Below are 21,303 nucleotides of genomic sequence, written 5' to 3' on the forward strand. Positions count from 1 at the left end.
TTGCCTTTTGGGTGAGAGGGTCAGCGGCCGGAGCAGCAGGAATTGACGAGCGCGTTCAGCGATGCCGACAGGTTGGCGAGCGCGGCATGATCGACCGCATAGCGAGAACGCTGGCGGTCGGGCTCGAAGCGGACCAGGCCGGCCTCGACCAATATCTTCAGATGCTGCGAGACGGTCGACTGCGCCAGATCGAAACGGTCAACGACTTCACGGCAGCAGCACGAATTGCTGGCCGAGAGGTGCTTCAGTATCTCGATCCGTGCCGGATGCGATAATGCCGCGAAACGCGCCGCGACAGCGCGGCTGTCGGAGATGCAGTTGGGTAGAGCGCTGGTAGCGCGGTCTGGTTCAAGGGCGGATTCTGTCATCGTTCATCGGCGATAGACGATGGACGGCACCGCCGCAAGCTACTCTTCCGGGCAGATCGGACGGCGGCTAGTGCTCCGGTATGGATTTCTCGATCCCTGGAATAGCGGCAATCTGTTCAGCCAGAAACTCGACCAGCAAGCGCACCCTTGCGACGCCCGCGCGCTCGGGGACAATCAACATGTTCAGCGGGACGGACGTCAGCGAATAATCCGCCAGGATCGTCTCGAGCAAGCCCGCGGCCAAAAGATCGTCCACAAGCCATCGATGCGCCGGCGCGATCCCTCGAGCGGCGACCATGGCCTGCCGCGCGGCAAGCCCATGATCGATACGCAGTCGCCCCGCGAAAGGCACGGTGTGGCGTTCGCCGCCGGCATCCCGCAAAATGAGTGTTTCGCTGCCCGCCACGTTCGACATCCGGATGCCCTCATGCCGGGACAGATCCGCAGGGGTAGCCGGCCTCCCCCGTGCCGCCAGATAATCCGGAGATGCCACGAGCAGACGCCGCGATTGGCCCAGGGCCCGCAGCTTCAACGAGCTGTCCGTGAGTGGCCCCAGGCGAAGCGCGATATCGACGCCCTCGCGCACGAGATCCACCCGCTGATCCGTGAGGCTGAGGTCAACTCCAATGTCAGGATGACGGTCCTGAAAAGCGAAGATCAGCCGGCTGACGTGCAGGACTCCGAAGGCCGCCGTACAGCTTATCCGGATCGTGCCGGCAGGCGCGCCACGCGTGCCTCGGGCCTCATCGCTGGCTTGTTCGACAAGGCGCAGTATCTGAACGCTGTTGGCATAGTAGCGGCTGCCTTCGGCGGTCATCGTCACACGCCTGGTCGTTCTGCTGAGCAAAGGCACGCCGACCGCTTCTTCGAGCTCCCGCACGTGCCGCGTGATCGTTGACTGCCCGACCCCAAGTTCGCGCGCGACGGCTGAAAGGCTGCCACGCTCGGCCACGCGAATGAAGCTGCGCATGCGCTCGAATGTAATGTCGGACTTATCCATTATTCGGCACAATATTATGCATTACCTGCATATAGCGGATCATTCTGCCACTGGCTACCTTCCCATCAGTTTCCTCAACATTGGATCTGACCCATGAAAATTCTGCTCGTCTTCGCTCACCCTGAATCACGCTCGCTGAGCGGCGCCCTTCGTGACGTCGCCATCAAGGAACTCGAGGCTCAAGGGCATGAGGTATGCGTATCGGACCTGTACGCCGATGGCTGGAAATCCGAAGTCGATCGTGCCGACTTCCCATCGCAGGACCCTGATGCGCGCTTCATCCCGGTCGCGGCTTCCAAGAAGGGTTTCGAGGCCAACACGCTAACCGGGGATGTAAAGGCCGAGATCGAAAAGCTCCTGTGGGCCGATACCTTGATCCTGCAGTTCCCGCTTTGGTGGTTCGCCATGCCGGCGATCCTCAAGGGCTGGGTCGACCGTGTGTTCGCCTACGGATTCGCCTATGGCGTTGGCGAGCATAGCGATCGGCGCTGGGGCGATCGCTATGGTGAGGGGACCCTCGTCGGAAAACGCGCGATGTTGATCGTGACCGCCGGAGGCTGGGAAGAGCACTATACGCCGCGCGGGATCAACGGCCCCATCGACGACCTGCTGTTCCCGATCAATCACGGGATCCTCTATTACCCCGGATACGACGTGCTTCCGCCATTCGTTGTCTACAAGGTCGATCGTCTGGACGAGACCGGCTTCGAACCCGTGGCCGAAAGCCTGCGTGACAGGATGCGGACACTGGCGACGACGCCGCCCATCCCATACCGTCGGCAAAATGGCGGAGATTATCTCATCCCAAGCATGAATCTCCGCCCTGAGCTAGGCGATCCCGGTGCAGCCGGCTTCGCGCTTCACGCCAACCAAGCCGGCAATGCCAGCTGACCGAAGTGGGGCTCTACTGCGTCTTGGCCGGCGCCGTGGTCGCCTGCTCACCCATCGCCTTGAGGTCGGCGGCCTCGCCTTCCTTGGACTTCTCCGGGACCTTGAACACCTGCCCGGGCCAGATGCGATCGGGATCCCTGATCTGGTCCTGGTTGGCGAGGTAGATGGTGGAATAGCGCACGCCATGGCCATAGACGCGCCGCGAAATCCGCCACAACGTGTCGTTGCGGCGGATAATGACGGCGCCGTCGGCATGTTCGAGCTTGGGCGACACAACCTCCGGCACGTCGCTTGGCGGCGTGGCCGCAGCGACAACGGCCGGAGCCTCGGCGGCGGGCGCAGGCGACGTTGCCGGTGCCGTCTCCGCCGGAGCGGCGGCAACGGCCGGAGCTGGCGCTGGCGCAGCAGGAGCCGGAGCGGCAGGCGCTTCGGCGGCCGCGGGTGCGGCTGGCTTGGTCTCTGCCGGCTTGGCATCTGCTGGCTTGGTCTCGGCGGGCGCCACGGCGGCAACCGCTTCGCCCGGTTCGCGCTCGAACGGTACGGCGGCGCGGGCCACCACCTTCACGCCGTCGGCATCGAGGCCGTCGACATGGATGGTGTAGCTGCCGACCGGAATGTCGCGCGTCGCCTCGACGAGGAAATGACCGTCCGGCGATGTCTGCGCGTCACCGAGCAGAATGTCGTTGGCATAGGCGCGCACCTTGCGGCCCGGATCGGCGAGGCCGGCGACAAAGATCTTGTTGCCGTCGATCTCGACCGCCTCGACGACGATCTTGGGTTCGGCCACGGCTGCGGCGGGCGGTGTTGCCGGCGCGGCGGGAGCCGGTGCAGTCTCGACGACGGCTGGCGCCGGTGCAGGTGCCGGTGCGGCTGGCGCCGGAGCAGCAGCTGCGGGCGCTTCTGCGGCCGGAGCTGGCGCCGGGGCAGCCGGAGCGGCAGCTTGGTCGCCGGTGGCGGGTGCGGCCGGTTTGGTCTCGGGTGCCGGAACGGTCAGCAGTTCGGCCGGCTTACCCGGCTCTTCGACCATCGCCAGCACCTGGCCGGCGGCATTTTTGGGAACCGAAACGACGGCGGTCTGCACCGAGACGGTCACCACCGTGCCGACCGCCGAACGCAGGGCAATTGTGTAGTCGCCCGGCTTCAGCGGATCGTCGAGCACGATGACGAAAGCGCCATCGGGACCGGCCACCGTCGAACCAAGCACGGTCGTGCCGTTGAGGATCTCGACCTTTGAATTGGGCGCCGCGTTGCCGGCAATGACGATCGAACCATTGCTCTCGACGCGCACGACATCGAAGGTCGGCGCGGTCGGACCGGCTGCTGCTGGCACCGCGGGAGCCGCCGCATCGGTTGCCGGCGCTGCCGGGGGCGTGGCTTCCGTCGCAGGCGCGGCCGGAGCGGTCGCCTGCGGCGCTGCGGCGGGAGCGGCCGGCACTGCCGGCGCCGGCAGTCGCCCTTCCGTGCCGGGATCAGCCGGTTTCGGCGCCTCGGGCGGCGTCAAGGCCGCCACCTGCGCCGGCGGCGCTGGATGAAGATACGGGTCGAGTGCGCCCGATACATAGGCGGTTCCCGCGGCCGCGACGGTCCCACCCGCCGCGAACAGGAACGCCTTCAATGGATTAATTGCCATATTTCCCTACCCCTTAGCCACCTAATGCCGGTCTAGCGTGTTTTCCCAATGCCGACAAGAAAAACGGGCCGACAAGAAAAAGCCCGAACTTGTCAAGCCTTGGGGCTTGACCACGCTTTCAGACCCAATCACCAATCATCCGTATGAACACGATTCGATCCGTCTGCGTCTATTGCGGCTCGTCGCCGGGCCGCGTTGAAATCTATGCGAAGGCCGGACACCTGCTTGGCCGGTCAATTGCCAAAGCGGGCCTGCGGCTGGTCTATGGCGGCGGCACCAAAGGCATTATGGGCGCCGTCGCCGAAGGCGCGCTCAAGGCCGGCGGCAAGGTGACGGGCATCATTCCCCGCTTCCTGATCAACAAGGAAGCAACCGAAACCGCGCTCGACCGGCTCGACGAACTGCTGATCACCGACAATATGCACGAGCGCAAACACAAGATGTTCGAGAAATCCGACGCCTTTGTGGCGCTGCCGGGCGGCATCGGTACAGTCGAGGAGATCGTCGAGGTCATGACCTGGGGGCAACTCGGCCATCACCGCAAGCCGATCGTCTTCGGCAATGTCAACGGATTCTGGGATCCGATGCTGTCGTTGCTTGATCACATGGCGGCAGGGGGCTTCATCCACACGGCGCAACGGGTCAAGCCGCTGGTCGTCAACGACCCGGAGGCCATCGTCGCCGCCATCATGGTTGCAGGCTCCTCCGTCGACGCGCCAACCGAGGGCATGCGGTCGGTAATCGACAAAATGTAAGGGAATAAGGCAGTAGGGCAGTAAGGCAGTAGGGAAAGACTGCACCTACTGCCCTACTGCCCTACTGCCCTACTGCCCTACTGCCCTACTGCCCTACTGCCCTACTGCCCTACTGCCCTACTGCCCTACTGCCCTACTGCCCTACTGCCCTACTGCCCTACTGCCCTACTGCCTTCCGCAAATCCCCAATCACCGCCCGCCGATCCTGCCGCCGCCAGGCCAGGTGAATCGAAACCGTGCGGTCGAACCAGGGCAGGTCGCGGAACACGATCCGCGGCGGTGCGGCGGCACGCAGGCTGGACTGCACTGTCGCCAGGCCCAGGCCGGCACTGACCAGGCCGAGCGAGGTCAGCGGATCGGCTGTCTCATAGGCGATGTCGGGCAGAAAGCCGGCCTTGGCGCAAGCGGCGAGGAATTGGCCGCGATTGGTCGTCTGGCTGGCGCACGACGGTGATCCAGGTGCGGCCATCGAGATGATGCGGCCTGATGTCCGACAACTGGACAAGCGGGTCATCTTCGGGGATCGCCAGCACCAGCGGCTCCCGCCGCACCAGCATGCTGTCGATGTCCGGATCGTCGGCCAGGGCCGGAGCGTAGACGAAGCCGAGGTCGAGCGCGCTCTGCCGCAAGTCCTCGAACTGCACCGCCGTGCGACTGCTCCTAAGCTGAAGATGGAAATCGGGCCGCTCGCGGCGGAATTGCCTGAGCATGTCGGCGACCAGCCCGGCATGCACCGCGCCCTCGACATAGCCGATGGCGAGACGGCCGACCGCGCCGCTGGCAAGGTTGCGGCCGAACTCCTCCACTCGTCGCGCACTGGCGAGCAGCGCGCGGGCTTCAGTGAGGAAGGCGCGGCCCTCGGCATTGAGATGAACCCGCTGCTTTGCCCGTTCGAACAGGGCGACGCCCAGTTGCTGTTCGAGCTGCATGATCTGCCGGCTGAGCGGCGATTGCGAAATATGCAGCAGTTCGGCGGCGCGGCCGACATTTCCGGTTTCGGCGACAGTGATGAAGTAGCGGAGCTGGCGCAGGTCGAACATTTTTATCCGAAGGTTTACGTCCTTTCAGGTCTCAACTTTAGCCTAATCAGTCTTGGACAGTCTGACCAGTCCAAAGCAATACTCGACCATCCCAACCAAAGGAGACCGACATGCAGTTCTTTGCCCTTCTCACCCGCAACACCGCAAAGTTTGGCGATGCCGACTTTGCACCGCTTCTGCCCGGCGAGGCCGAACAGCGGCGCACGCTCTATGCGGAGGGCGCGGTGCGCCAAGTCTGGAACCGCGGCGACATTCCCGGCAGCGGCATGATGTTCGAGGCGGCTGATGACACCGAAGTGCGCGGCCATCTCGCCACTCTGCCGCTGATCAAGGCCGGCATGATGGATATCGCCGCGATCGTGCCGCTCAACCCCTACCCCGGGTTTGGGCCGAAGCGCTGAACCGCGTCAGACGGAGCGGTCGGCGACACTCAGCGCCGACCGCCGGTCGAGCGGCAAGGTAGAAGCCTCGCGGACGGCTCCGGCGATTTCCATTTGCGGCGAATCTCCTGGTTGGTTATCGGGGAGATGCGCAAGGGGGATTGAACGGTGGTGGACAGGACAGACGGCGATGCGGATCGCGTTCCACGCGCCTCCGTCGTCATGACCGTCTATACGGACCAGCGCTTTCTCGATGCCGCGGTCAACAGCATCCTGACCCAGGAGTTCGACGATCTCGAACTCATCATTGTCGATGACGGCACGGGTCAGGACGCAGTCTTCCAGGAGCTGGCGCGTCGCGATCCGCGCATCCGGCTGGTCACCAACCCGACCAATATCGGCACCGCGGCCGCCGCCAATCGCGGCATCGAGGCGGCCCGAGGCGAGATCATCCTGCGCATCGACGCGGACGATATCGCCGAGCCTGCGCATGTCGGACGACTGGTCGCGGCCCTGGACGAGGACCGCGAACTTGGCCTCGTCGGACATGCGGTGACGCTGATCGACGAAGCCGACCGCGTCGTCGGTGCGCAACTTATGCCCGAGACGGATCTGGAGATCCGCTGGACGATCCTGTTCCACAATCCCTTCTACCATTCGACGATCGCCTACCGCCGCGGCTGCTTCGAGGCCGCCGGGCGCTACAGGATCGATGAGCTGGTCTCGCAAGACCATTATCTGTGGTTCGACATGCTGCCTTTGTGCCGGGCGCGAAATCTTGCCGAGCCGCTGACGCGCTACCGGCTGAACGCACTCGGGCTGACCGCGACAAACGCAACGAATGCCCGCAATCGCACGCATCCGATCCGCCAGGCATCATGGGCGCGCCTCGGCCTGACCTATGACCTTTATGACGACGCCTTCGCCCAGGATCTCACCCAGTTCATCCGCGGGCACGTGATTGCCGTCGACCGACGCGCCGCCGCCTACGGCAAGTTGCTTGGCGTGCTCAAAGCCTTCCTCGCAGCGTCACGGCCCTTCCAGCGCACGGAGGATGGGGTTGCGGCAAGGCAGCTGGCCCATGGCATCGTCGCGCGCATGCTCGCCAGCCCGCCACCGGGTTTCACAGAGATGCTGCGCGTCTGCTATCTGTGCTGGCCGCTCGGCTGGCGAACCGTAACCGGTGCGGTGACAAAACGGCTGGCGATTGGGCTCAAAGCGTGGTTGCCCAAAACAAGCAGCTGACTGAAGCAGCTGACTGAATCGGTGCCGGACCAATTGACGAGGAACAGCATTCTGGAAACTGAAGGTGCCGTCTCTGCCTTAAAGAGTGAGAATATGAACCCTGATTATTCCGCGTGGTTTGCAGGCAAGAGCCTTTCGACCGACTGGACCTCGCGCTTCTTTCCTCTCTGGGCCACACTGTTCCAGTCGCGCCGCGATGAGGCTCTCGATGTCCTGGAGATCGGCTCCTGGGAGGGCCGGTCGGCGATCTTCTTTCTCAACTATTTCGGCAAATGCCGGCTGACATGCATCGATACATTCGGCGGCAGTCCCGAACACACGCTGCGCCACAAATGGAGCGACCAGCTTGCGCATGTCGAGCAACGCTTCGACAGCAACCTGGCCGCGTTCGGCGAACGGGTCGAGAAGATCAAAAGTCCCTCGTCCCAGGCATTGGCCCGCCTTATCACCGACGAGCGGCGTTTCGACCTCGTCTATGTCGACGGCAGCCATCACAGCGCCGACGTCCAGTCCGATGCCGTGTTCTCCTGGCAGATGGTGCGGGACGGCGGGATCGTCATTTTCGATGATTACGAATGGACTTTCTTTGCCGACGAGGTCGAGCGTCCAAAACTCGGGATCGACAGTTTCCTGTCGGTGCAATCAGGCCAATACCGCGAGTTGTACCGAGGAGAACAAGTCATCATCCAGAAGATCGGCGTCGCCAGGAACGAGCGCCCGGCAATTTCTTCTCGGCCGCCTCCTGCCCCCCGGGAAGAACCCGTCGACAAACCCAAAGCCGACGGATCCGAAAGCGACGTCGAGTTTGTGCTGATCGCCGAGGCGGGCATTCTCGAAGCACAGGCCCTGCTGCTGTGCGAAAGCATAAGGTGTTTCGCCGGATCTTATTCGAGGTCCCCGATAATTGCGGTCTCGCCGAGAAGCAGCCGTCGCCCGTCCGCGTCAACGATAGACCGGTTCGAGCAACTGGGAGTGGACTACCTGCCGATCGAAATCGACAGCCGCTGCCCGCAATATGGCCCCTCATACCGGGTCCATTCGCTTGCTCATGTCGAAAGACGGACCGGGCCGCCGGTCATCATCATGCTTGATAGCGACGCAATATTCATAGCCGAGCCCGACTTTTCGTTGGGTACATGCTCCGCCGCTGCCCGCCCGGTGGACAGCAAGGGCATGTGCACGACCGGCCCTGGCGACCCATTCGACGGTTACTGGCGACAGCTATGCGTCCTTGCCGGTGTCGACTACGAACACCTGCCCATCGTGCGCACGAGTGTCGACGGCCTGGCTGTGCGCGCCAGCTACAATGCCGGGCTCATCGCCTCAAAAAGGGCGAGCGGCCTGTTTCAGCGCACCGAAGATATTTTCAGGAAGCTGGTGACCGCCAATATGAAACCATGGGCCGGCGCCGAGCCAACCTACGGCACCGGGACCGGCATCCTGCAAGGGGAGGCCACGGCCTTCTGGGGCTCGAGCCAGGCTGCCTTCTCACTGGCGGCCACCGCCGGCAACCATTCCGTCAGGCTTTTGCCGGCCACGCATAATTTTCCGCTTCACAACTTCAACCCGGCCACGTCGCCCGACCCGGCCCGGCTGGTCCATATCCACTATCATGGACTGTTCAACGAGGGCTCTGCCGCCGCGAACCCGATGCTGGACGGAACGTTTGCGCTGCCTGCGGGAATAGCCGAATGGCTCGAGGCCCGGCTGCCATTGCGAGAGCCCCCTGCGCAGGCCGCGCAGATGCCGAACCGCGCGCGCCACTCCCGGAGAAAAGCGATCCTCGTGCTTGGGATGCACCGCAGCGGGACCTCGATGCTTGCCGGCACCATCGCCGCATTGGGATCGGCCGGCCCCAAAAAACCGTTGCGCGCGGACGGCAACAATCCCAGGGGATACTGGGAAAGCACCCCGCTCAATTTCGCCAACGACGAACTGCTCGCAGCGGCAGCCTCCTCGTGGCATGACTGGCGGCCACTCGATCCGCAATGGCTGCAATCGCCCGCGGCGGAGCGTCACCGCCACAAGATCAAGGCGATCCTGGCAAGCGAGTACGGCGACGAACCGCTGTTTTTCGTCAAGGATCCCCGGATCTGCCGGTTCATTCCGTTCCTGTCGTCGATCCTCGCCGAGATGGAGGTCGAGCCGGTGGCTCTGCTTCCGCTCCGCAACCCCCTCGAGGTCGCCTACTCGCTGGAGCGGCGGGATGGATTACCGCTGGCAAAATCCCTTTTGCTCTGGCTGAGGCACGTGCTCGATGCGGAATATCATTCCCGGCACATGCCACGTCATTTCATGCGCCACGAACAATTCCTGATCGACTGGCGACATCATGTCGACCGCGCGGCGGAGAAGACCGGGATCGTCTGGCCGATCCGCTCCGATCAGGCGGAGGCCGAAATAGGACGTTTTCTGACAGCGGACCTGCACCGTGAACGGGCGACAGTCGGGGAATTTCAAAACCATCCGGATGTGACACCGCTGATACGCACCGCCTACGACATTTTATGCGCCATGGCAGACGACGGCGACAACCAGAGATTGCGCGACGAGCTGGATCTTATGCGGGCGAAATTCGACGAAAGTTGCGCTGTCGTGGGCGCCGCGGCAGCGGCCGAGGCAGACCATTTGCGCGGCGAGCGCGACGCAATCAACCTGGCCTATCATGAGCTTGGCCTCGAACGGAACGCATTGGTGCACGATCGAGACAATCTCGTTGCCGAACGCGCCGCACTGCTCGCATCGCCCAGCTGGCGACGATTGACAGCCCCGTTGCGGTGGATGCGAAGTCCATCCAAGCGTCGAAAATGACGGCAATTGGCGGATCGAGGCCTCTCCTGCTCGACACACTGTGACCCGCTGTCAAGAAACCGTCACACGAAACCGGGTTCGCGCGTGCTAGAAATTGAGATCAGGCGCCGTTGCGCGGCGCCACTTGTCGAAACCTGCATCTGGCACTGCGCCCATGGATATCGCCCTCGCCCCGGAAGGCACCGACCTGTCGCCTTACCTGCCCGACGAGCACGGGCTGTTCTTCATCTATCATTTCACCGCTGAAGGCGTGCGCACCAAGGACCCCGCGCAAGCGCGATGGACCTGGCGCAGCTATCAGATCACCGATCTGCACGCCCGCCAGGAGATCGCCGCCGAGAAAGCTCTGCCGGTCCCGGCGCGCGATGCTTTCCTCGCGCCCAGCCATGGCTGCCACATCGACTACGAGGATGACTGGCTGTTTGGCGACCTGCCGGACCTCAGGCACGATTTTTCAGAGGCGCGCGGGCTCGTCCATTTCCGCTTCGCCTTCAACGGCACGATGCTGATCGGTGCCCGCAAGCAGCCTCTTGAGTCGGTCGACGCGGTCCGCAAGGCGGTGGAAAACGGATCGCGGAAATTCCGCTCGCCTGCGGAACTGATCGAGGCGGTCATGGGTCAGTCGCTCGACGGCATGTCGGGCGAGCTCGGCAAACTCGGCGACGCGCTCGACGGCATCGAGGACCGCGTCGTGCGCGATGCATGGCACAATGAACGCCAGTCGCTGGTCGAGGCGCGCCGGCAGCTGGTGGTGATCCACCGGCAGATGGCGACGCTCACCAACCTGTTTCGCCATCTCGATCATTCGCATCGCGACGAGCTGCCCGACCTGATCAACGACATGGCGGCCAGGCTCTCGCATCGGGCGCTCACCCTCTACAATGATGGCGAGCAGCTGCAGGCGCGCACGAGGTTGTTGCAGGACGAATTGATGGCCAAGCTGACCATGCAGTCGAACCAGCTCCTCTACGTTCTCTCCGTCATGACGGCAGTGCTGCTGCCGATGACCATCATCTCGGGCCTGTTCGGCATGAATGTCGGCGGGCTGCCGCTGGTCGATACGCCAGCGGGCTTCTGGGTGGTGACGGCTGTGTCGGTGGTTATCGCTTTGGCCACCTACCTGTTCGTCAGGCGGCTCGGCCGCGGGTTGTAGCGGCGGCCCGGCGGGCCGTAACCAGCATCGACCAGGAATACATCGCCAAGGCTGCCCAGATCAGGGCAAAGGCGATGGCCTGTGCGGTGCCGAACGGTTCATCGAAAATCAGAACGGCAATCAGGAACACCATGGTCGGCGCGATATATTGCATGATGCCGATGGTGGAGAGCCGCAGCAGCTTGGCGCCGAAGGCGAACAACAGCAATGGTATCGATGTGACCGGACCGCAGCCGATCAGCAGGGCAGTGTCGGTGCCGTTGCTGGACACGATGTGGTCCTGTCCTGTCGTGATCAGGTAGACGATGTAGCCGAGCGCCGGCACGGACAGCAAAAGCACTTCGAGCAGAAAGCCCTGGCTTGGGCCGATCGGCAGCGTCTTGCGGAAGAAGCCGTAGGCGGCGAAGGAAAACGCCAGCGCCAGCGATACCCAAGGCAGCTTGCCGCCCTGGATCGTCAGCAGCGTGACGGCGACCGCCGCCAGCGCGACAGCAGCGATCTGCAACCGGTCGAGCCTTTCGCCCAGCAGCACGGCTCCGACCACGACCACCACCAGCGGGTTGATATAGTAGCCGAGCGCGGTCTCGACGGTGCGGTCGGCGGAAATCGCCCAGACATAGATGCCCCAGTTGACCGAGATCAGCGCGGCCGTCAGCGCCGCCATGGCAATGGTGCGGGGTGAGCGAATCGCCGCCTTGAAATCCGCCGTGCGGCCGGCCCAGACCAGAACCGCGGCGGCGATCGGCACCGACCAGACGATGCGGTGTGCAATCACCTCGGCAAGCGGCAGATGCGCCACCGCCTTCATGTAGAAAGGCAGCAATCCCCACAAGAGATAGGCACCCAGCGCCAGCAAGAAGCCGCGACGGGCTTTTGAATCTGTATCCAGGGCAATTGCTTCAGCGGCCATGGGCCAACGCTATGGCCCAGTAACCTTGGCAAGACCATCGCAAAGTTCTTATGGATCAATGGAGTTCCGCTGATGGTTCAACCTTATTCGGCAGCAACCAAGCCAGCCATCTCGCGGTTCTTCATCAGCTTGTAGATGATCGAATCCATCAAGGCCTGGAATGACGCGTCGATAATGTTTTCGGACACGCCGACCGTCCACCAGCGCGCGCCGGTGCCGTCATGCGATTCGATCAGCACGCGGGTGATGGCCTCGGTGCCGCCATTGAGGATACGCACCTTGAAGTCGGCGAGTTCGAGATCGGCGATCTCGTTCTGGTACTTGCCGAGATCCTTGCGCAACGCGATGTCGAGCGCGTTGACCGGGCCATGGCCTTCCGCCACCGACATCTTCTCCTCGCCCTCGACCTGCACTTTGACCACCGCTTCCGACACCGTCTTCAGCTGGCCATTGGCATCGAAGCGGCGTTCGATCATGCAGCGAAACGAGGTGACGTGGAAAAACTCCGGCAGGCCGTGCAGCATCTTGCGTGCCAAGAGCTCAAAGGAGGCGTCGGCGCCCTCATAGGCATAGCCCTCGGCCTCGCGCTCCTTGACGACAGCGATCAGCGCATCGAGCCGGTGATCGTCCCTGGGCACATCGATGCCGCGCCGCTTCAGCTCGGCAAGGAAATTGGCCTTGCCACCCTGGTCGGAAACCATGACGCGGCGGCGGTTGCCGACCGTTTCCGGCGGCACGTGCTCATAGGTCGCCGGCTCCTTGGCCAGCGCGGAGGCATGGATGCCGGCCTTGGTGGCAAAAGCCGAGGCGCCGACATAGGGCGCCTGCGCTTCCGGGGCACGGTTCAAGAGTTCGTCGAAAGCACGCGACAGACGCGAAATGCCGGTCAGTGCCTCGGCCGAAATGCCGGTCTCGAAGCGATCGGCGAAGGCGGGCTTCAGCGCCAGCGTCGGCACGATCGAGATCAGATTGGCGTTGCCGCAGCGCTCGCCGATGCCGTTCAGCGTGCCCTGGATCTGGCGCACGCCGGCCTCGACCGCTGCCAGCGAATTGGCAACCGCCTGGCCGGTGTCATCATGGGCGTGGATGCCGAGATGATCGCCCGGTATGCCTGAGGCGATGACCTTGTCGACGATGGCGCGCACTTCCGAGGGCTGCGTGCCGCCATTGGTGTCGCACAACACCACCCAGCGCGCGCCGGCGTCATATGCCGTCTTCGCGCAGGCCAGCGCATAGTCGGGATTGGCCTTGAAGCCATCGAAGAAATGCTCGCAGTCGACCATCGCTTCCTTGCCCGAAGCGACTGATGCCTCGACCGAGGCCTTGATGGAGTCGAGGTTCTCCTCGTTGGTGCAGCCGAGTGCGACGCGGACGTGGTAGTCCCAGCTCTTGGCGACGAAGCAGATGGCGTCCGATTTCGACTGGACAAGGGCTGCAAGGCCCGGATCGTTGGATGCCGACACCCCTGCCCGCTTGGTCATGCCGAAGGCGGCGAATTTGGCGCGTGCCGTGCGTTTCTGCTGGAAGAATGCAGTGTCGGTCGGATTGGCGCCGGGATAGCCGCCCTCGACATAATCCATGCCGAATTCGTCGAGCAATTTTGCAATCGCGATCTTGTCCTCGACGGAAAAGTCGATGCCCGGCGTCTGCTGGCCATCGCGCAATGTGGTGTCGAAGAGATAGAGGCGCTCGCGGGTCATGATCATTTGCCTGCAAATTTGTCCGTCGCGCGGATCAGCCGGTCAAGGATGCCGGGCTCCGAATAGGCGTGGCCGGCGCCTTCGATCAGATGGAAATCGGCCTTCGGCCAAGCCCTGTGCAGCGCCCAGGCGTAGCGCGCCGGGCACGGCATGTCGTAGCGGCCGTGGACGATGGTGCCGGGGATGTCGCCGAGCTTGTGCGCATCGCGCAAAAGCTGCCCCTCCTCCAGCCAGCCGGCATGGACGAAATAGTGGTTCTCGATGCGGGCGAAAGCGACGGCATAGTCATCCTGCCCAAACGGACCGCTGGTTTCAGGCTCCGGCAGCAACGTGATCGTCTCGCCTTCCCACAGGCTCCAGGCGCGAGCCGCCTCGATCTGCGCCTTGCGGTCGGAACCGACCAGCCGCTTGCGATAGGCCGCCATCATGTCGCCGCGCTCGGCCCGCGGGATCGGCGCCACGAAACGCTCCCACTTGTCGGGAAACATTTCGGAGACGCCGAACTGATAGTACCATTCGAGCTCGGCCCGGGTCAGCGTGTAGATGCCGCGCACCACCAGCTCGCTGACGCGATCGGGATGCGTCTCGGCATAGGCGAGCGCCAGCGTCGAGCCCCAGGAGCCGCCGAACACCAACCATGTGTCGAAGCCGGCCATTGCGCGCAGGCGCTCGATGTCGGCGACGAGATGCCAGGTCGTGTTGGCTTCGAGCGAGGCGTTCGGCGTCGATTTTCCGCAGCCGCGCTGGTCGAACAGGATGACATCATAGAGTTTTGGGTCGAACAGCCGCCGGTGTTTTGCCGAGATGGTGCCGCCCGGTCCGCCATGCAGGAACACCGCCGGCTTGGCGCCCTTGGTGCCGGAACGCTCCCAATAGACCCTATGGCCATCGCCGACATCGAGCATGCCTGAGTCGAACGGCTCGATCTCCGGGTAGAGGGTGCGCAAGCTCATAGTTTCAGGCCCTGTTGCGGCCAGTTGGCCGTTTCGTGATCGGGATGCTGGAAGGAGATGATCTGCTCCTGCCTGGCGTAATAGTCGGGATCCTGGTGGACCGGCTGGTCGAAAATCGTCTCCACCCAGGGCAGCCGGGACGCATAGTTGACCTGAATCTGCGGCGCCAGATCGGAGCGATCGTCGAAGGCGCCGATGGCGATCTCGAGCCCGCCGGGTTGGCGGTAGGTCAGCGGTGTACCGCAGCGGGCGCAGAAGCCGCGATCGATGTTGACCGACGACTGGAAATAGCTCGGTTCCTCATGGGTCCATTCGACGCCATCCCTAGGCACGGTCACCAGCGCGCCGAAGAACGAGCCGAACTGTTTCTGGCACATGCGGCAATGGCAGATGGACGGGCGCCCCAGCGCCCCCTTGATGCGGAAACGCACGGCGCCGCACTGGCAGCCGCCGGTTCGGACAGTCTCGGTCATGGTCTTTCCTCCGGCGGCCATTGTTCGGTGTCGTGATCGGGATGCTGGTAGGAGACAAGTTCGGCGAGATAGGGGGCCGACCCCATATCCGCCATTGTGTCCTCGCCCGGCAATTGCGGAATAGTGTCGACATAAGGCAGTTTTGCTTCGGTGCCCCATTGGATGGTCGGTACGATGTCAGCCGGATCGTCGAAGGCGGCTATCGCCAGCGCCATGCCGTCGGGCGCCTCGAAGGTCAGCGGCGTGCCGCATTCGGCGCAGAAGCCGCGCCAGGCGGCATTGGAGGAACGGAAACGCTTCGGTTCACCGCGCGTCCAGTCGACCTTGGCGCCACGCACCGAGACCAGCGGCAGGTAGAAATTGCCGCTCGCCTTCTGGCACATGCGGCAGTGGCAGACCGACGCGTCGCCAAGCGTGCCCTCGACGCGGAACCTAACCGCCCCGCACTGGCAGCCGCCTGTGTAGACCGGCCGGTTGTCGAGGCTCATGACCGCTCACTCCGGCGCATGGCAGACGGCCTCGACATTATTGCCGTCGGGATCGAAGACGAAGGCGCCGTAGTAGTTCGGGTGATAGTGCGGGCGCAGGCCCGGCCCGCCATTATCCTTGCCGCCGGCGGCAAGCGCCGCGGCATGGAAGGCGTCGACCTCGGCGCGGCTGCGCGCGGTGAAGGCGACGTGCTGATGAGCCTTCTGACCGTCGTTGCCTTCCTGCAGCCAGAACACCGGCCGATCGCGACCGTAGCCACCGACTTTTTCGCCGCCAGTGTATTCCAGCGGCACCATATACAACAGCGAGGCGCCAAGCGGCGCCATCGCCTTGTCGTAGAAAGCCTTCGAAGCCTCGAAATCCGCAACGTCGATGCCGAGATGGTCGATCATGGAAATGCCTCCCTTGCTGGTTCGTGTGCTGGCAATTCGGCACCAGCCAAGCCGGTCTCGATCACGATGTGCTGGCAGACATTGTCGATATCGCGAATGACGTCGTCGTTCCAGAAGCGCAGGATGGTCCAGCCCAGCGCTTCGAGCCTGGCTGATCGCGCGGCATCAGACGCCGAAACCTCATGAGAAGCGTGCTGGGAACCATCCAGCTCAACGATCAGCTTCTTGTTGGGGCAAGCAAAATCGACGATGTAGCCAGCTATCGGCATTTGACGTCGAAACGCCAGCCCCATGAGTCGGTGTGCACGTATCTCATTCCAAAGCTTCAGTTCGGCGTCGGTCATGCCCTTGCGCATCTTGCGCGCATTGCCGCGATTGACGGGAGATACGCGATAATGGGTCATCGCGAGGCGCCCCCCTCCTGTCCTGCCGGACATCTCCCCCTCAAGGGGGGAGATCGGCAGCTCCGCTGACGGCACCCAGTCTTCAACGTCCGCGATTGGCGAAAACCGAACCGACATCCAATCTCCCCCTTGAGGGGGAGATGCCCGGCAGGGCAGAGGGGGGTGCTTGGCGCCACCCTCAACGCTTCACCTCCCACGTCGTGATGCGTTCGCCGGTGGCCGGATCCTTGCCATCCTTCAATTGTACACCTTGCGCCAAAAGGTCGTCGCGGATGCGGTCGGCTTCGGCCCAGTTCTTGGCGGCGATGAGCGCGAGACGATTGGCGATGGCCTTGGCGACCTTGTCCTCATCCACCTCTGCCGACGCGATATCGAAGCCAAGGAACAGCAGCGACGCTTTCAACGAAGCGGCAGCCTCGTTGCCGTCCGCGGCTTCTCCAGCCAACTGCGTCAGCACCTGGAAAGCGGCATAGGTGGCGAGATCGTCCGACAAGGCATCGATGACCTCCGCCGGCAACTGCCCGACCGCTGGCGCCAGATCCGCCGCGCGTTTCCATTTGCGCAGCGTGTTCTCCGCCTCCTCCAGCTTGCGCACGGAAAAGTCGATCGGCTCGCGGTAATGCGTCATCAGCATCGCCAGCCGCAGAACCTCACCCGGCCAGTTGCGACCGCCGAAGGTCTCGGTCTCCAGCAATTCGTGGATCGAATAGAAATTGCCGAGGCTCTTCGACATCTTCTGGCCCTCGACCTGCAGGAAGCCATTGTGCATCCAGACATTGGCCATGACTGACGTGCCGTGGGCGCAGCGCGACTGGGCAATCTCGTTCTCATGATGCGGGAAGATCAGGTCGAGGCCGCCGCCATGGATGTCGAAGACTTCGCCGAGATAGGCCGCCGACATCGCCGAGCATTCGATGTGCCAGCCCGGCCGACCCCTGCCCCATGGGCTCTGCCAGCCCGGCTCTTCCGGCGACGACAGCTTCCACAACACGAAATCTTGCGGGTTCTTCTTGTGAGCGTCGACGGCGATGCGGGCACCGGCCTGCTGCTCGTCGAGATTGCGCTTCGACAATTGCCCGTAGTCCGGCATCGACGCGGTGTCGAACAGCACTTCACCCGCAGCAACATAGGCATGGCCGCGTTGGATCAGGCTTTGAATCAAGGTGATCATGTCGGCCTTGCCGTCGGCGCGAGGCTCGACGAATTCGGTGGCGCGCGGTTCGACCGTCGGCTCCAGGCAGCCGAGCGTAGCCACATCCCTGTGGAACTGGTCGGCGGTCTTTTCGGTCACCCGCCGGATCGCTTCGTTGAGCGACAGTTTTCCGGCTGATATCTCGCCACCGAAATCGCGCAGCGCACGCGCGTTGATCTTGTCGTCGACGTCGGTGATGTTGCGCACATAGGTGACATGCGTTTCGCCATAGACATGACTCAACAGGCGGAACAGGACGTCGAAGACGATGGCCGGCCTGGCATTGCCAATATGGGCGAAGTCATAGACGGTCGGGCCGCAGACATACATGCGCACGTTCAGCGCATCGATCGGAACGAAACTTTCCTTCGTGCGCGTCAGCGTGTTGTAGAGGCGCAGGCCCTTCGATGCGTCTGACATTCCATGCCTTCCCGATTCAGAACTTCTTATCTGGATGGAGCCAGCCGCGCGCCGAGGCGCAAATCAGACTCCAGCCTGCTGGCCGGGGCGTTTGTCCAATCTGGGGAAAGATGAGGCGAAAACGTCCGGACCAGCGCGAGGCTAGCCAATAATGCAAATGCCACAAATGGCGAAAGACGTTTTCATGGGCGGCTTTATCGCCTTGGTCAGTGTTGCCGTCAAGCCGCTGATCCCGGGAAAAACGTCGCCAAGACTGGCAAACCCGTCGCCCGATCACGCGGAATCAGCCAGTGAAACATTTTATTAAACATGTCGGCACAGTCATGAAACATTCGCCGGCTAGATCACCAAGCGTCACGATTTGGTCGGAATCAACGGTCAAACGCGAACACGAAAACGTTACCTGGGAAGAGAAACATGTCTCGAAGCAAGCAAGACGCCACCCGTGCCAAGCAACCGGCGCTGGCTAGCCACTATCGCGCGATCGGTCCGGCCGCGATCGTCGCCGCCCTTCTCCACACCGCGAAGAAGAACAAGCCGGCACCGAAAATCGTATCGCCCCGCGCTGCCTGAAGCAGTGTGCGGCCGGCGCCAAAGGCGCCGGGCATGAGGCGCTCGTATACGCCTCCAGATCGAAACTTCGATCTTTTGTCCGAGCATGATCTTTCCCGAAAACCGGGGCCACTTTTCAGGATCATGCGCTAGAACAGCGTCATCTGACTGTCGTCCACGCCAGGCTTCTGGCGCTTGGCCTTCTCGGGCTCCGGCCCGATCTCGCCCCTCACCTGAATCTCCGGGCCGGTTTTGGCGACCTTGTTGACGAGGTCGGAGACGGGGATAGCCTCGAAGAAATCGAGTTGCGCCGGCCGCAACAGGTCGGCGACATCGCGCGGCTCGAGCGTGCGGCAATCCAGCCAGCGAGCGAAATCCCTGGGATCGATCACCACCGGCATACGGTCGTGGATATGGGCGATGTCGGCATTGGCGTTGACCGTCAGGATGGCGCCGGTGTCCATTTCCGAGCCGCCCGGCTCCGCATAGGTCTCGATCAGGCCGGCAAAGGCGATCAGCCCGCCATGCCTGGGGCGAATCCAATAGGGTTGCACCTTCTTGCCCCCGGCCTGGCGCCATTCATAGAAGCCCGACGCCGGCACCAGCGCGCGGCGATGGCGCATGGCGGCCTTGAACGAGGCCTTTTCGATCGCGCCTTCCGAGCGCGCATTGAACAGCAGCGGAAACTCCCTGGTGTCCTTGACCCAGGCGGGAATGAGCCCCCAGCGCACCAGCATCGGCTGCCGGTCGGGCAAATTGGAACCCGGCGCCCGCGGCGCGCCGGCGATCGCCATCAGCACCGGCTGCGTCGGCGCGATGTTGTAGCGTGCCGGAAATTCCTCCAGCTCGGCCAAGCCCAGAAAGGTGGCGGTCTGATCCGGCGTCGCGGTCAAGGCAAAACGTCCGCACATTGTCGATTGGCGCCCTTCGAATGGTTCGGTTGAAGGTGGCGATGGAAGCGGCGTTGCGCAACCGCTAAAGCTTCCTCATGCTGGGCGGTCCACAACAGACCTGCCATCGAGCCCGATCGGAAACCATGAACGAACAGCGCAAGACACTTCCGGCCGTCTCGGTGGCCGTCGTGCGTGGTGACACCGTGCTGCTGGTCAAGCGGGCGCGGCAGCCCTCACAGGGGCTGTATGCCTTCCCGGGCGGAAAGGTCGAGGCCGGCGAGACGCTGGAGGATGCGGTACGGCGCGAGTTGCTGGAAGAGACCGGCTTGCACGCCACCGGCTTCCGCCCGCTTCGGGAAATCCACATCGACGGCAGGGACGACAGCCACCCGGTCGATTACCGCCTCACGGTCTTCGGCGCTGCTTATGCTGGCGGCGAGGCCGTGGCCAGCGACGATGCCGAGACAGCCGCCTTCTACACGCTCAAAGAGATGGCGGCGCTACCGCTTGCCGGTTCAGTGTTCGCAGTTGCGGATGATCTGCTTGGCCGACCTGCTGGTTCTCCTGAAAGCTGCTGAATTCCCCGACCGCCGCGCCGGAAACGCCTTGCAGGCGACAAATTGTTTGGCCACATAGACCCATGAGCCGCGCTCCTTTTCTTGTCGCTTTATGCCTTGCCGTCAGTGCGGCCATGGCCGTGCGGCCTGCGTTCAGTGCCGAGTCGCCATTCGAGCCGGGACTGATGCGGCTGGCAGAGGTTCTGGGGTCGCTGCATTTCCTGCGCAATCTGTGCGGAGAGAAGGGCGATCAGTGGCGTGGCGAGATGGAAAAACTGCTCGATTCGGAAAATCCGGATCCGGAGCGCCGCGCCCGCTTCATCGCCAGCTTCAACCGCGGCTACCGCTCCTTCGGCGGCACCTACACCCAGTGCACCGCCTCGGCCACCGAGGCCATCAGCCGTTACATGAAGGAAGGCGAGACGCTGTCGCGCGACATCGCCTCGCGCTACGGCAACTAGGCAATCCATCAACAGATATCCGGGCCGTCGCCAGGCAATATTGGACAAATCGGCTTGTAGCAGTCGATGTCTTGGTGCAATCCTGATGTTGCACTTCTGCAACAACGTTAATGAAACGTTAGCGCACGAATGCGGAATTAACTCAAACTGAAGGTTTTCGCCCCGCAGGCCGGCCTAATCGGCTAAGTTTGATCCGGGTTGAAACGCAGCTTCGCCAAACACAGCCGTCTCCTGTAAAAGACGATCAGAAAAATGTCGTATTTACAGATACTTACTTCGAGGCTGCGCGCAAACGGAACAGATCAAGCCTGATCCGCACTGGCGGATCGCCGCTTGAAAGGGTGGACATCGCTTATGGAACAAGCTGCCAACGACATCGACGCTCTGGTCAGGGAAGAAAAACGCCTGACCGCGGTGGAGAGCCACAGCGAGGCCTGGGCGGAGGGTCTGTCGGCCGGCATCGAGCCCGAGATCATTGCCGAAGCGGCGCTCGAGACAGCATTCGGCGAAATGCTGCGCGCCAATGGCGAGACCTCGGCCCTTGCCCTGCTCGACCGCATGCGCGAGAAGGTGATTGCTGGCGCCTTCGAACCCGAGCGGCTGCGCCACTGAACCGACATCCGGTTCTTTGACG

Annotated in this window: 25 protein-coding genes and 1 pseudogene; 12 read left to right on the forward strand and 14 right to left on the reverse strand. The window is 63.1% G+C overall.

What is annotated here, in order from left to right; all coding sequences use genetic code 11:
• Positions 1–20 precede the first annotated feature (20 nt).
• Both AC0V7N_RS28820 and AC0V7N_RS28825 read right to left on the reverse strand, forming a co-directional pair.
• Positions 21–368: an ArsR/SmtB family transcription factor gene (locus AC0V7N_RS28820; protein ID WP_475451587.1), complete on the reverse strand. Its 348-nt coding sequence runs from the start codon at positions 366–368 to the stop codon at positions 21–23.
• A 67-nt stretch (positions 369–435) separates the two neighbouring features.
• Positions 436–1,368 (reverse strand): LysR family transcriptional regulator, encoded by a 933-nt coding sequence (locus AC0V7N_RS28825; RefSeq protein ID WP_475451588.1) that lies wholly within the window; start codon positions 1,366–1,368, stop codon positions 436–438.
• A 93-nt stretch (positions 1,369–1,461) separates the two neighbouring features.
• Between AC0V7N_RS28825 and AC0V7N_RS28830 the strand changes: the two genes are divergently transcribed.
• Positions 1,462–2,259, forward strand: a complete 798-nt coding sequence (locus AC0V7N_RS28830) for an NAD(P)H-dependent oxidoreductase (RefSeq protein WP_475451589.1) — start codon at positions 1,462–1,464, stop codon at positions 2,257–2,259.
• A 13-nt stretch (positions 2,260–2,272) separates the two neighbouring features.
• Here the strand turns inward: AC0V7N_RS28830 and AC0V7N_RS28835 are convergent, their stop codons facing one another.
• Positions 2,273–3,889: a LysM peptidoglycan-binding domain-containing protein gene (locus AC0V7N_RS28835; protein ID WP_475451590.1), complete on the reverse strand. Its 1,617-nt coding sequence runs from the start codon at positions 3,887–3,889 to the stop codon at positions 2,273–2,275.
• Positions 3,890–4,032: 143 nt separating this feature from the next.
• On the opposite strand from AC0V7N_RS28835, the gene AC0V7N_RS28840 reads away from it, so the two are divergent.
• Positions 4,033–4,644, forward strand: a complete 612-nt coding sequence (locus AC0V7N_RS28840; RefSeq protein WP_496627437.1) for a TIGR00730 family Rossman fold protein — start codon at positions 4,033–4,035, stop codon at positions 4,642–4,644.
• Between the two features lie 157 nt (positions 4,645–4,801).
• Here AC0V7N_RS28840 and AC0V7N_RS28845 read toward each other — a convergent pair whose 3' ends face one another.
• Together AC0V7N_RS28845 and AC0V7N_RS28850 are read right to left on the reverse strand one after the other, a co-directional pair.
• Entirely contained in the window at positions 4,802–5,113 is a 312-nt protein-coding gene (locus AC0V7N_RS28845; RefSeq protein WP_475451591.1) for a LysR substrate-binding domain-containing protein, read from the reverse strand.
• Positions 5,010–5,684 carry a LysR family transcriptional regulator gene (locus AC0V7N_RS28850; protein ID WP_475451592.1) on the reverse strand — a complete coding sequence of 225 codons (675 nt, stop codon included), beginning with the start codon at positions 5,682–5,684 and terminating at the stop codon, positions 5,010–5,012. Before AC0V7N_RS28850 ends, AC0V7N_RS28845 begins: the two co-directional genes overlap by 104 nt.
• Before the next feature lie 110 nt (positions 5,685–5,794).
• Here AC0V7N_RS28850 and AC0V7N_RS28855 point away from each other — a divergent pair, with 110 nt between their 5' ends.
• From AC0V7N_RS28855 to AC0V7N_RS28875, 5 genes and pseudogenes are all read left to right on the forward strand, one after another.
• Entirely contained in the window at positions 5,795–6,085 is a 291-nt protein-coding gene (locus tag AC0V7N_RS28855) for a muconolactone Delta-isomerase family protein (RefSeq protein WP_475451593.1), read from the forward strand.
• A gap of 150 nt (positions 6,086–6,235) precedes the next feature.
• Complete coding sequence (locus AC0V7N_RS28860; RefSeq protein ID WP_475451594.1) at positions 6,236–7,309, forward strand: glycosyltransferase; 1,074 nt, start codon at positions 6,236–6,238, stop codon at positions 7,307–7,309.
• A gap of 93 nt (positions 7,310–7,402) precedes the next feature.
• Positions 7,403–7,822, forward strand: a pseudogene (locus AC0V7N_RS28865) (class I SAM-dependent methyltransferase); the annotation flags it as partial.
• Positions 7,823–7,828: 6 nt separating this feature from the next.
• Entirely contained in the window at positions 7,829–10,120 is a 2,292-nt protein-coding gene (locus tag AC0V7N_RS28870; RefSeq protein WP_496628032.1) for a GT-B fold glycosyltransferase domain-containing protein, read from the forward strand.
• Between the two features lie 154 nt (positions 10,121–10,274).
• Positions 10,275–11,273, forward strand: coding sequence for a transporter (locus tag AC0V7N_RS28875; protein ID WP_475451598.1), 999 nt, complete (start codon positions 10,275–10,277; stop codon positions 11,271–11,273).
• On the opposite strand, the gene rarD is transcribed toward AC0V7N_RS28875, so the two are convergent.
• The 8 genes from rarD to cysS form a co-directional block, all read right to left on the reverse strand.
• Positions 11,248–12,183, reverse strand: a complete 936-nt coding sequence (gene rarD / locus AC0V7N_RS28880) for an EamA family transporter RarD (protein WP_475451599.1) — start codon at positions 12,181–12,183, stop codon at positions 11,248–11,250. The two genes, AC0V7N_RS28875 and rarD, sit on opposite strands and share 26 nt — an antisense overlap.
• An 83-nt stretch (positions 12,184–12,266) precedes the next feature.
• Positions 12,267–13,883, reverse strand: a complete 1,617-nt coding sequence (cimA, locus tag AC0V7N_RS28885; protein ID WP_475451600.1) for a citramalate synthase — start codon at positions 13,881–13,883, stop codon at positions 12,267–12,269.
• A gap of 2 nt (positions 13,884–13,885) precedes the next feature.
• Entirely contained in the window at positions 13,886–14,836 is a 951-nt protein-coding gene (gene pip, locus AC0V7N_RS28890; RefSeq protein WP_475451601.1) for a prolyl aminopeptidase, read from the reverse strand.
• Positions 14,833–15,309 (reverse strand): GFA family protein, encoded by a 477-nt coding sequence (locus AC0V7N_RS28895; protein WP_475451602.1) that lies wholly within the window; start codon positions 15,307–15,309, stop codon positions 14,833–14,835. The genes pip and AC0V7N_RS28895 overlap by 4 nt, the downstream gene beginning before the upstream one ends.
• Positions 15,306–15,797 carry a GFA family protein gene (locus AC0V7N_RS28900; RefSeq protein WP_475451603.1) on the reverse strand — a complete coding sequence of 164 codons (492 nt, stop codon included), beginning with the start codon at positions 15,795–15,797 and terminating at the stop codon, positions 15,306–15,308. Before AC0V7N_RS28900 ends, AC0V7N_RS28895 begins: the two co-directional genes overlap by 4 nt.
• A gap of 6 nt (positions 15,798–15,803) precedes the next feature.
• Positions 15,804–16,190: a VOC family protein gene (locus tag AC0V7N_RS28905; protein WP_475451604.1), complete on the reverse strand. Its 387-nt coding sequence runs from the start codon at positions 16,188–16,190 to the stop codon at positions 15,804–15,806.
• The gene (locus tag AC0V7N_RS28910) at positions 16,187–16,594 is read right to left on the reverse strand and encodes an endonuclease domain-containing protein (protein ID WP_475451605.1); all 408 of its coding nucleotides are present in this window, start codon (positions 16,592–16,594) and stop codon (positions 16,187–16,189) included. The genes AC0V7N_RS28905 and AC0V7N_RS28910 overlap by 4 nt, the downstream gene beginning before the upstream one ends.
• A gap of 178 nt (positions 16,595–16,772) precedes the next feature.
• A complete protein-coding gene (gene cysS, locus AC0V7N_RS28915) occupies positions 16,773–18,206 on the reverse strand; it encodes a cysteine--tRNA ligase (protein WP_475451606.1) in 1,434 nt (477 codons plus the stop codon).
• Between the two features lie 166 nt (positions 18,207–18,372).
• Here cysS and AC0V7N_RS28920 point away from each other — a divergent pair, with 166 nt between their 5' ends.
• Positions 18,373–18,513, forward strand: coding sequence for a hypothetical protein (locus AC0V7N_RS28920; RefSeq protein ID WP_475451607.1), 141 nt, complete (start codon positions 18,373–18,375; stop codon positions 18,511–18,513).
• A 110-nt stretch (positions 18,514–18,623) separates the two neighbouring features.
• A complete protein-coding gene (locus tag AC0V7N_RS28925; protein WP_081850608.1) occupies positions 18,624–18,779 on the forward strand; it encodes a hypothetical protein in 156 nt (51 codons plus the stop codon).
• Positions 18,780–18,907: 128 nt separating this feature from the next.
• On the opposite strand, the gene AC0V7N_RS28930 is transcribed toward AC0V7N_RS28925, so the two are convergent.
• Complete coding sequence (locus AC0V7N_RS28930; protein WP_475451608.1) at positions 18,908–19,669, reverse strand: SOS response-associated peptidase; 762 nt, start codon at positions 19,667–19,669, stop codon at positions 18,908–18,910.
• Between the two features lie 125 nt (positions 19,670–19,794).
• Between AC0V7N_RS28930 and AC0V7N_RS28935 the strand changes: the two genes are divergently transcribed.
• From AC0V7N_RS28935 to AC0V7N_RS28945, 3 genes are all read left to right on the forward strand, one after another.
• Positions 19,795–20,229 carry an NUDIX hydrolase gene (locus AC0V7N_RS28935; RefSeq protein WP_475451609.1) on the forward strand — a complete coding sequence of 145 codons (435 nt, stop codon included), beginning with the start codon at positions 19,795–19,797 and terminating at the stop codon, positions 20,227–20,229.
• 62 nt (positions 20,230–20,291) lie between these two features.
• On the forward strand, positions 20,292–20,669 hold the full coding sequence (locus tag AC0V7N_RS28940) for a TIGR02301 family protein (protein ID WP_475451610.1): 378 nt from the start codon (positions 20,292–20,294) through the stop codon (positions 20,667–20,669).
• A 354-nt stretch (positions 20,670–21,023) separates the two neighbouring features.
• Entirely contained in the window at positions 21,024–21,281 is a 258-nt protein-coding gene (locus AC0V7N_RS28945) for a hypothetical protein (protein WP_095203263.1), read from the forward strand.
• Positions 21,282–21,303 lie beyond the last annotated feature (22 nt).

It is taken from the genome of Mesorhizobium kamtschaticum, from assembly GCF_056174585.1.

Coding starts and splice junctions, on each gene's coding strand:
- AC0V7N_RS28825 (WP_475451588.1), bottom strand. CDS start 1,368: ATGGATAAGTCCGACATTACATTCGAGCGCATGCGCAGCTTCATTCGC.
- AC0V7N_RS28875 (WP_475451598.1), top strand. CDS start 10,275: ATGGATATCGCCCTCGCCCCGGAAGGCACCGACCTGTCGCCTTACCTG.
- AC0V7N_RS28900 (WP_475451603.1), bottom strand. CDS start 15,797: ATGAGCCTCGACAACCGGCCGGTCTACACAGGCGGCTGCCAGTGCGGG.
- AC0V7N_RS28910 (WP_475451605.1), bottom strand. CDS start 16,594: ATGACCCATTATCGCGTATCTCCCGTCAATCGCGGCAATGCGCGCAAG.
- AC0V7N_RS28835 (WP_475451590.1), bottom strand. CDS start 3,889: ATGGCAATTAATCCATTGAAGGCGTTCCTGTTCGCGGCGGGTGGGACC.
- AC0V7N_RS28905 (WP_475451604.1), bottom strand. CDS start 16,190: ATGATCGACCATCTCGGCATCGACGTTGCGGATTTCGAGGCTTCGAAG.
- AC0V7N_RS28935 (WP_475451609.1), top strand. CDS start 19,795: ATGAACGAACAGCGCAAGACACTTCCGGCCGTCTCGGTGGCCGTCGTG.
- AC0V7N_RS28930 (WP_475451608.1), bottom strand. CDS start 19,669: ATGTGCGGACGTTTTGCCTTGACCGCGACGCCGGATCAGACCGCCACC.
- AC0V7N_RS28920 (WP_475451607.1), top strand. CDS start 18,373: ATGGCGAAAGACGTTTTCATGGGCGGCTTTATCGCCTTGGTCAGTGTT.
- AC0V7N_RS28940 (WP_475451610.1), top strand. CDS start 20,292: ATGAGCCGCGCTCCTTTTCTTGTCGCTTTATGCCTTGCCGTCAGTGCG.
- AC0V7N_RS28840 (WP_496627437.1), top strand. CDS start 4,033: ATGAACACGATTCGATCCGTCTGCGTCTATTGCGGCTCGTCGCCGGGC.
- AC0V7N_RS28845 (WP_475451591.1), bottom strand. CDS start 5,113: ATGGCCGCACCTGGATCACCGTCGTGCGCCAGCCAGACGACCAATCGC.
- cysS (WP_475451606.1), bottom strand. CDS start 18,206: ATGTCAGACGCATCGAAGGGCCTGCGCCTCTACAACACGCTGACGCGC.
- AC0V7N_RS28895 (WP_475451602.1), bottom strand. CDS start 15,309: ATGACCGAGACTGTCCGAACCGGCGGCTGCCAGTGCGGCGCCGTGCGT.
- AC0V7N_RS28855 (WP_475451593.1), top strand. CDS start 5,795: ATGCAGTTCTTTGCCCTTCTCACCCGCAACACCGCAAAGTTTGGCGAT.
- AC0V7N_RS28830 (WP_475451589.1), top strand. CDS start 1,462: ATGAAAATTCTGCTCGTCTTCGCTCACCCTGAATCACGCTCGCTGAGC.
- AC0V7N_RS28945 (WP_095203263.1), top strand. CDS start 21,024: ATGGAACAAGCTGCCAACGACATCGACGCTCTGGTCAGGGAAGAAAAA.
- AC0V7N_RS28820 (WP_475451587.1), bottom strand. CDS start 368: ATGACAGAATCCGCCCTTGAACCAGACCGCGCTACCAGCGCTCTACCC.
- rarD (WP_475451599.1), bottom strand. CDS start 12,183: ATGGCCGCTGAAGCAATTGCCCTGGATACAGATTCAAAAGCCCGTCGC.
- pip (WP_475451601.1), bottom strand. CDS start 14,836: ATGAGCTTGCGCACCCTCTACCCGGAGATCGAGCCGTTCGACTCAGGC.
- AC0V7N_RS28925 (WP_081850608.1), top strand. CDS start 18,624: ATGTCTCGAAGCAAGCAAGACGCCACCCGTGCCAAGCAACCGGCGCTG.
- AC0V7N_RS28850 (WP_475451592.1), bottom strand. CDS start 5,684: ATGTTCGACCTGCGCCAGCTCCGCTACTTCATCACTGTCGCCGAAACC.
- cimA (WP_475451600.1), bottom strand. CDS start 13,883: ATGACCCGCGAGCGCCTCTATCTCTTCGACACCACATTGCGCGATGGC.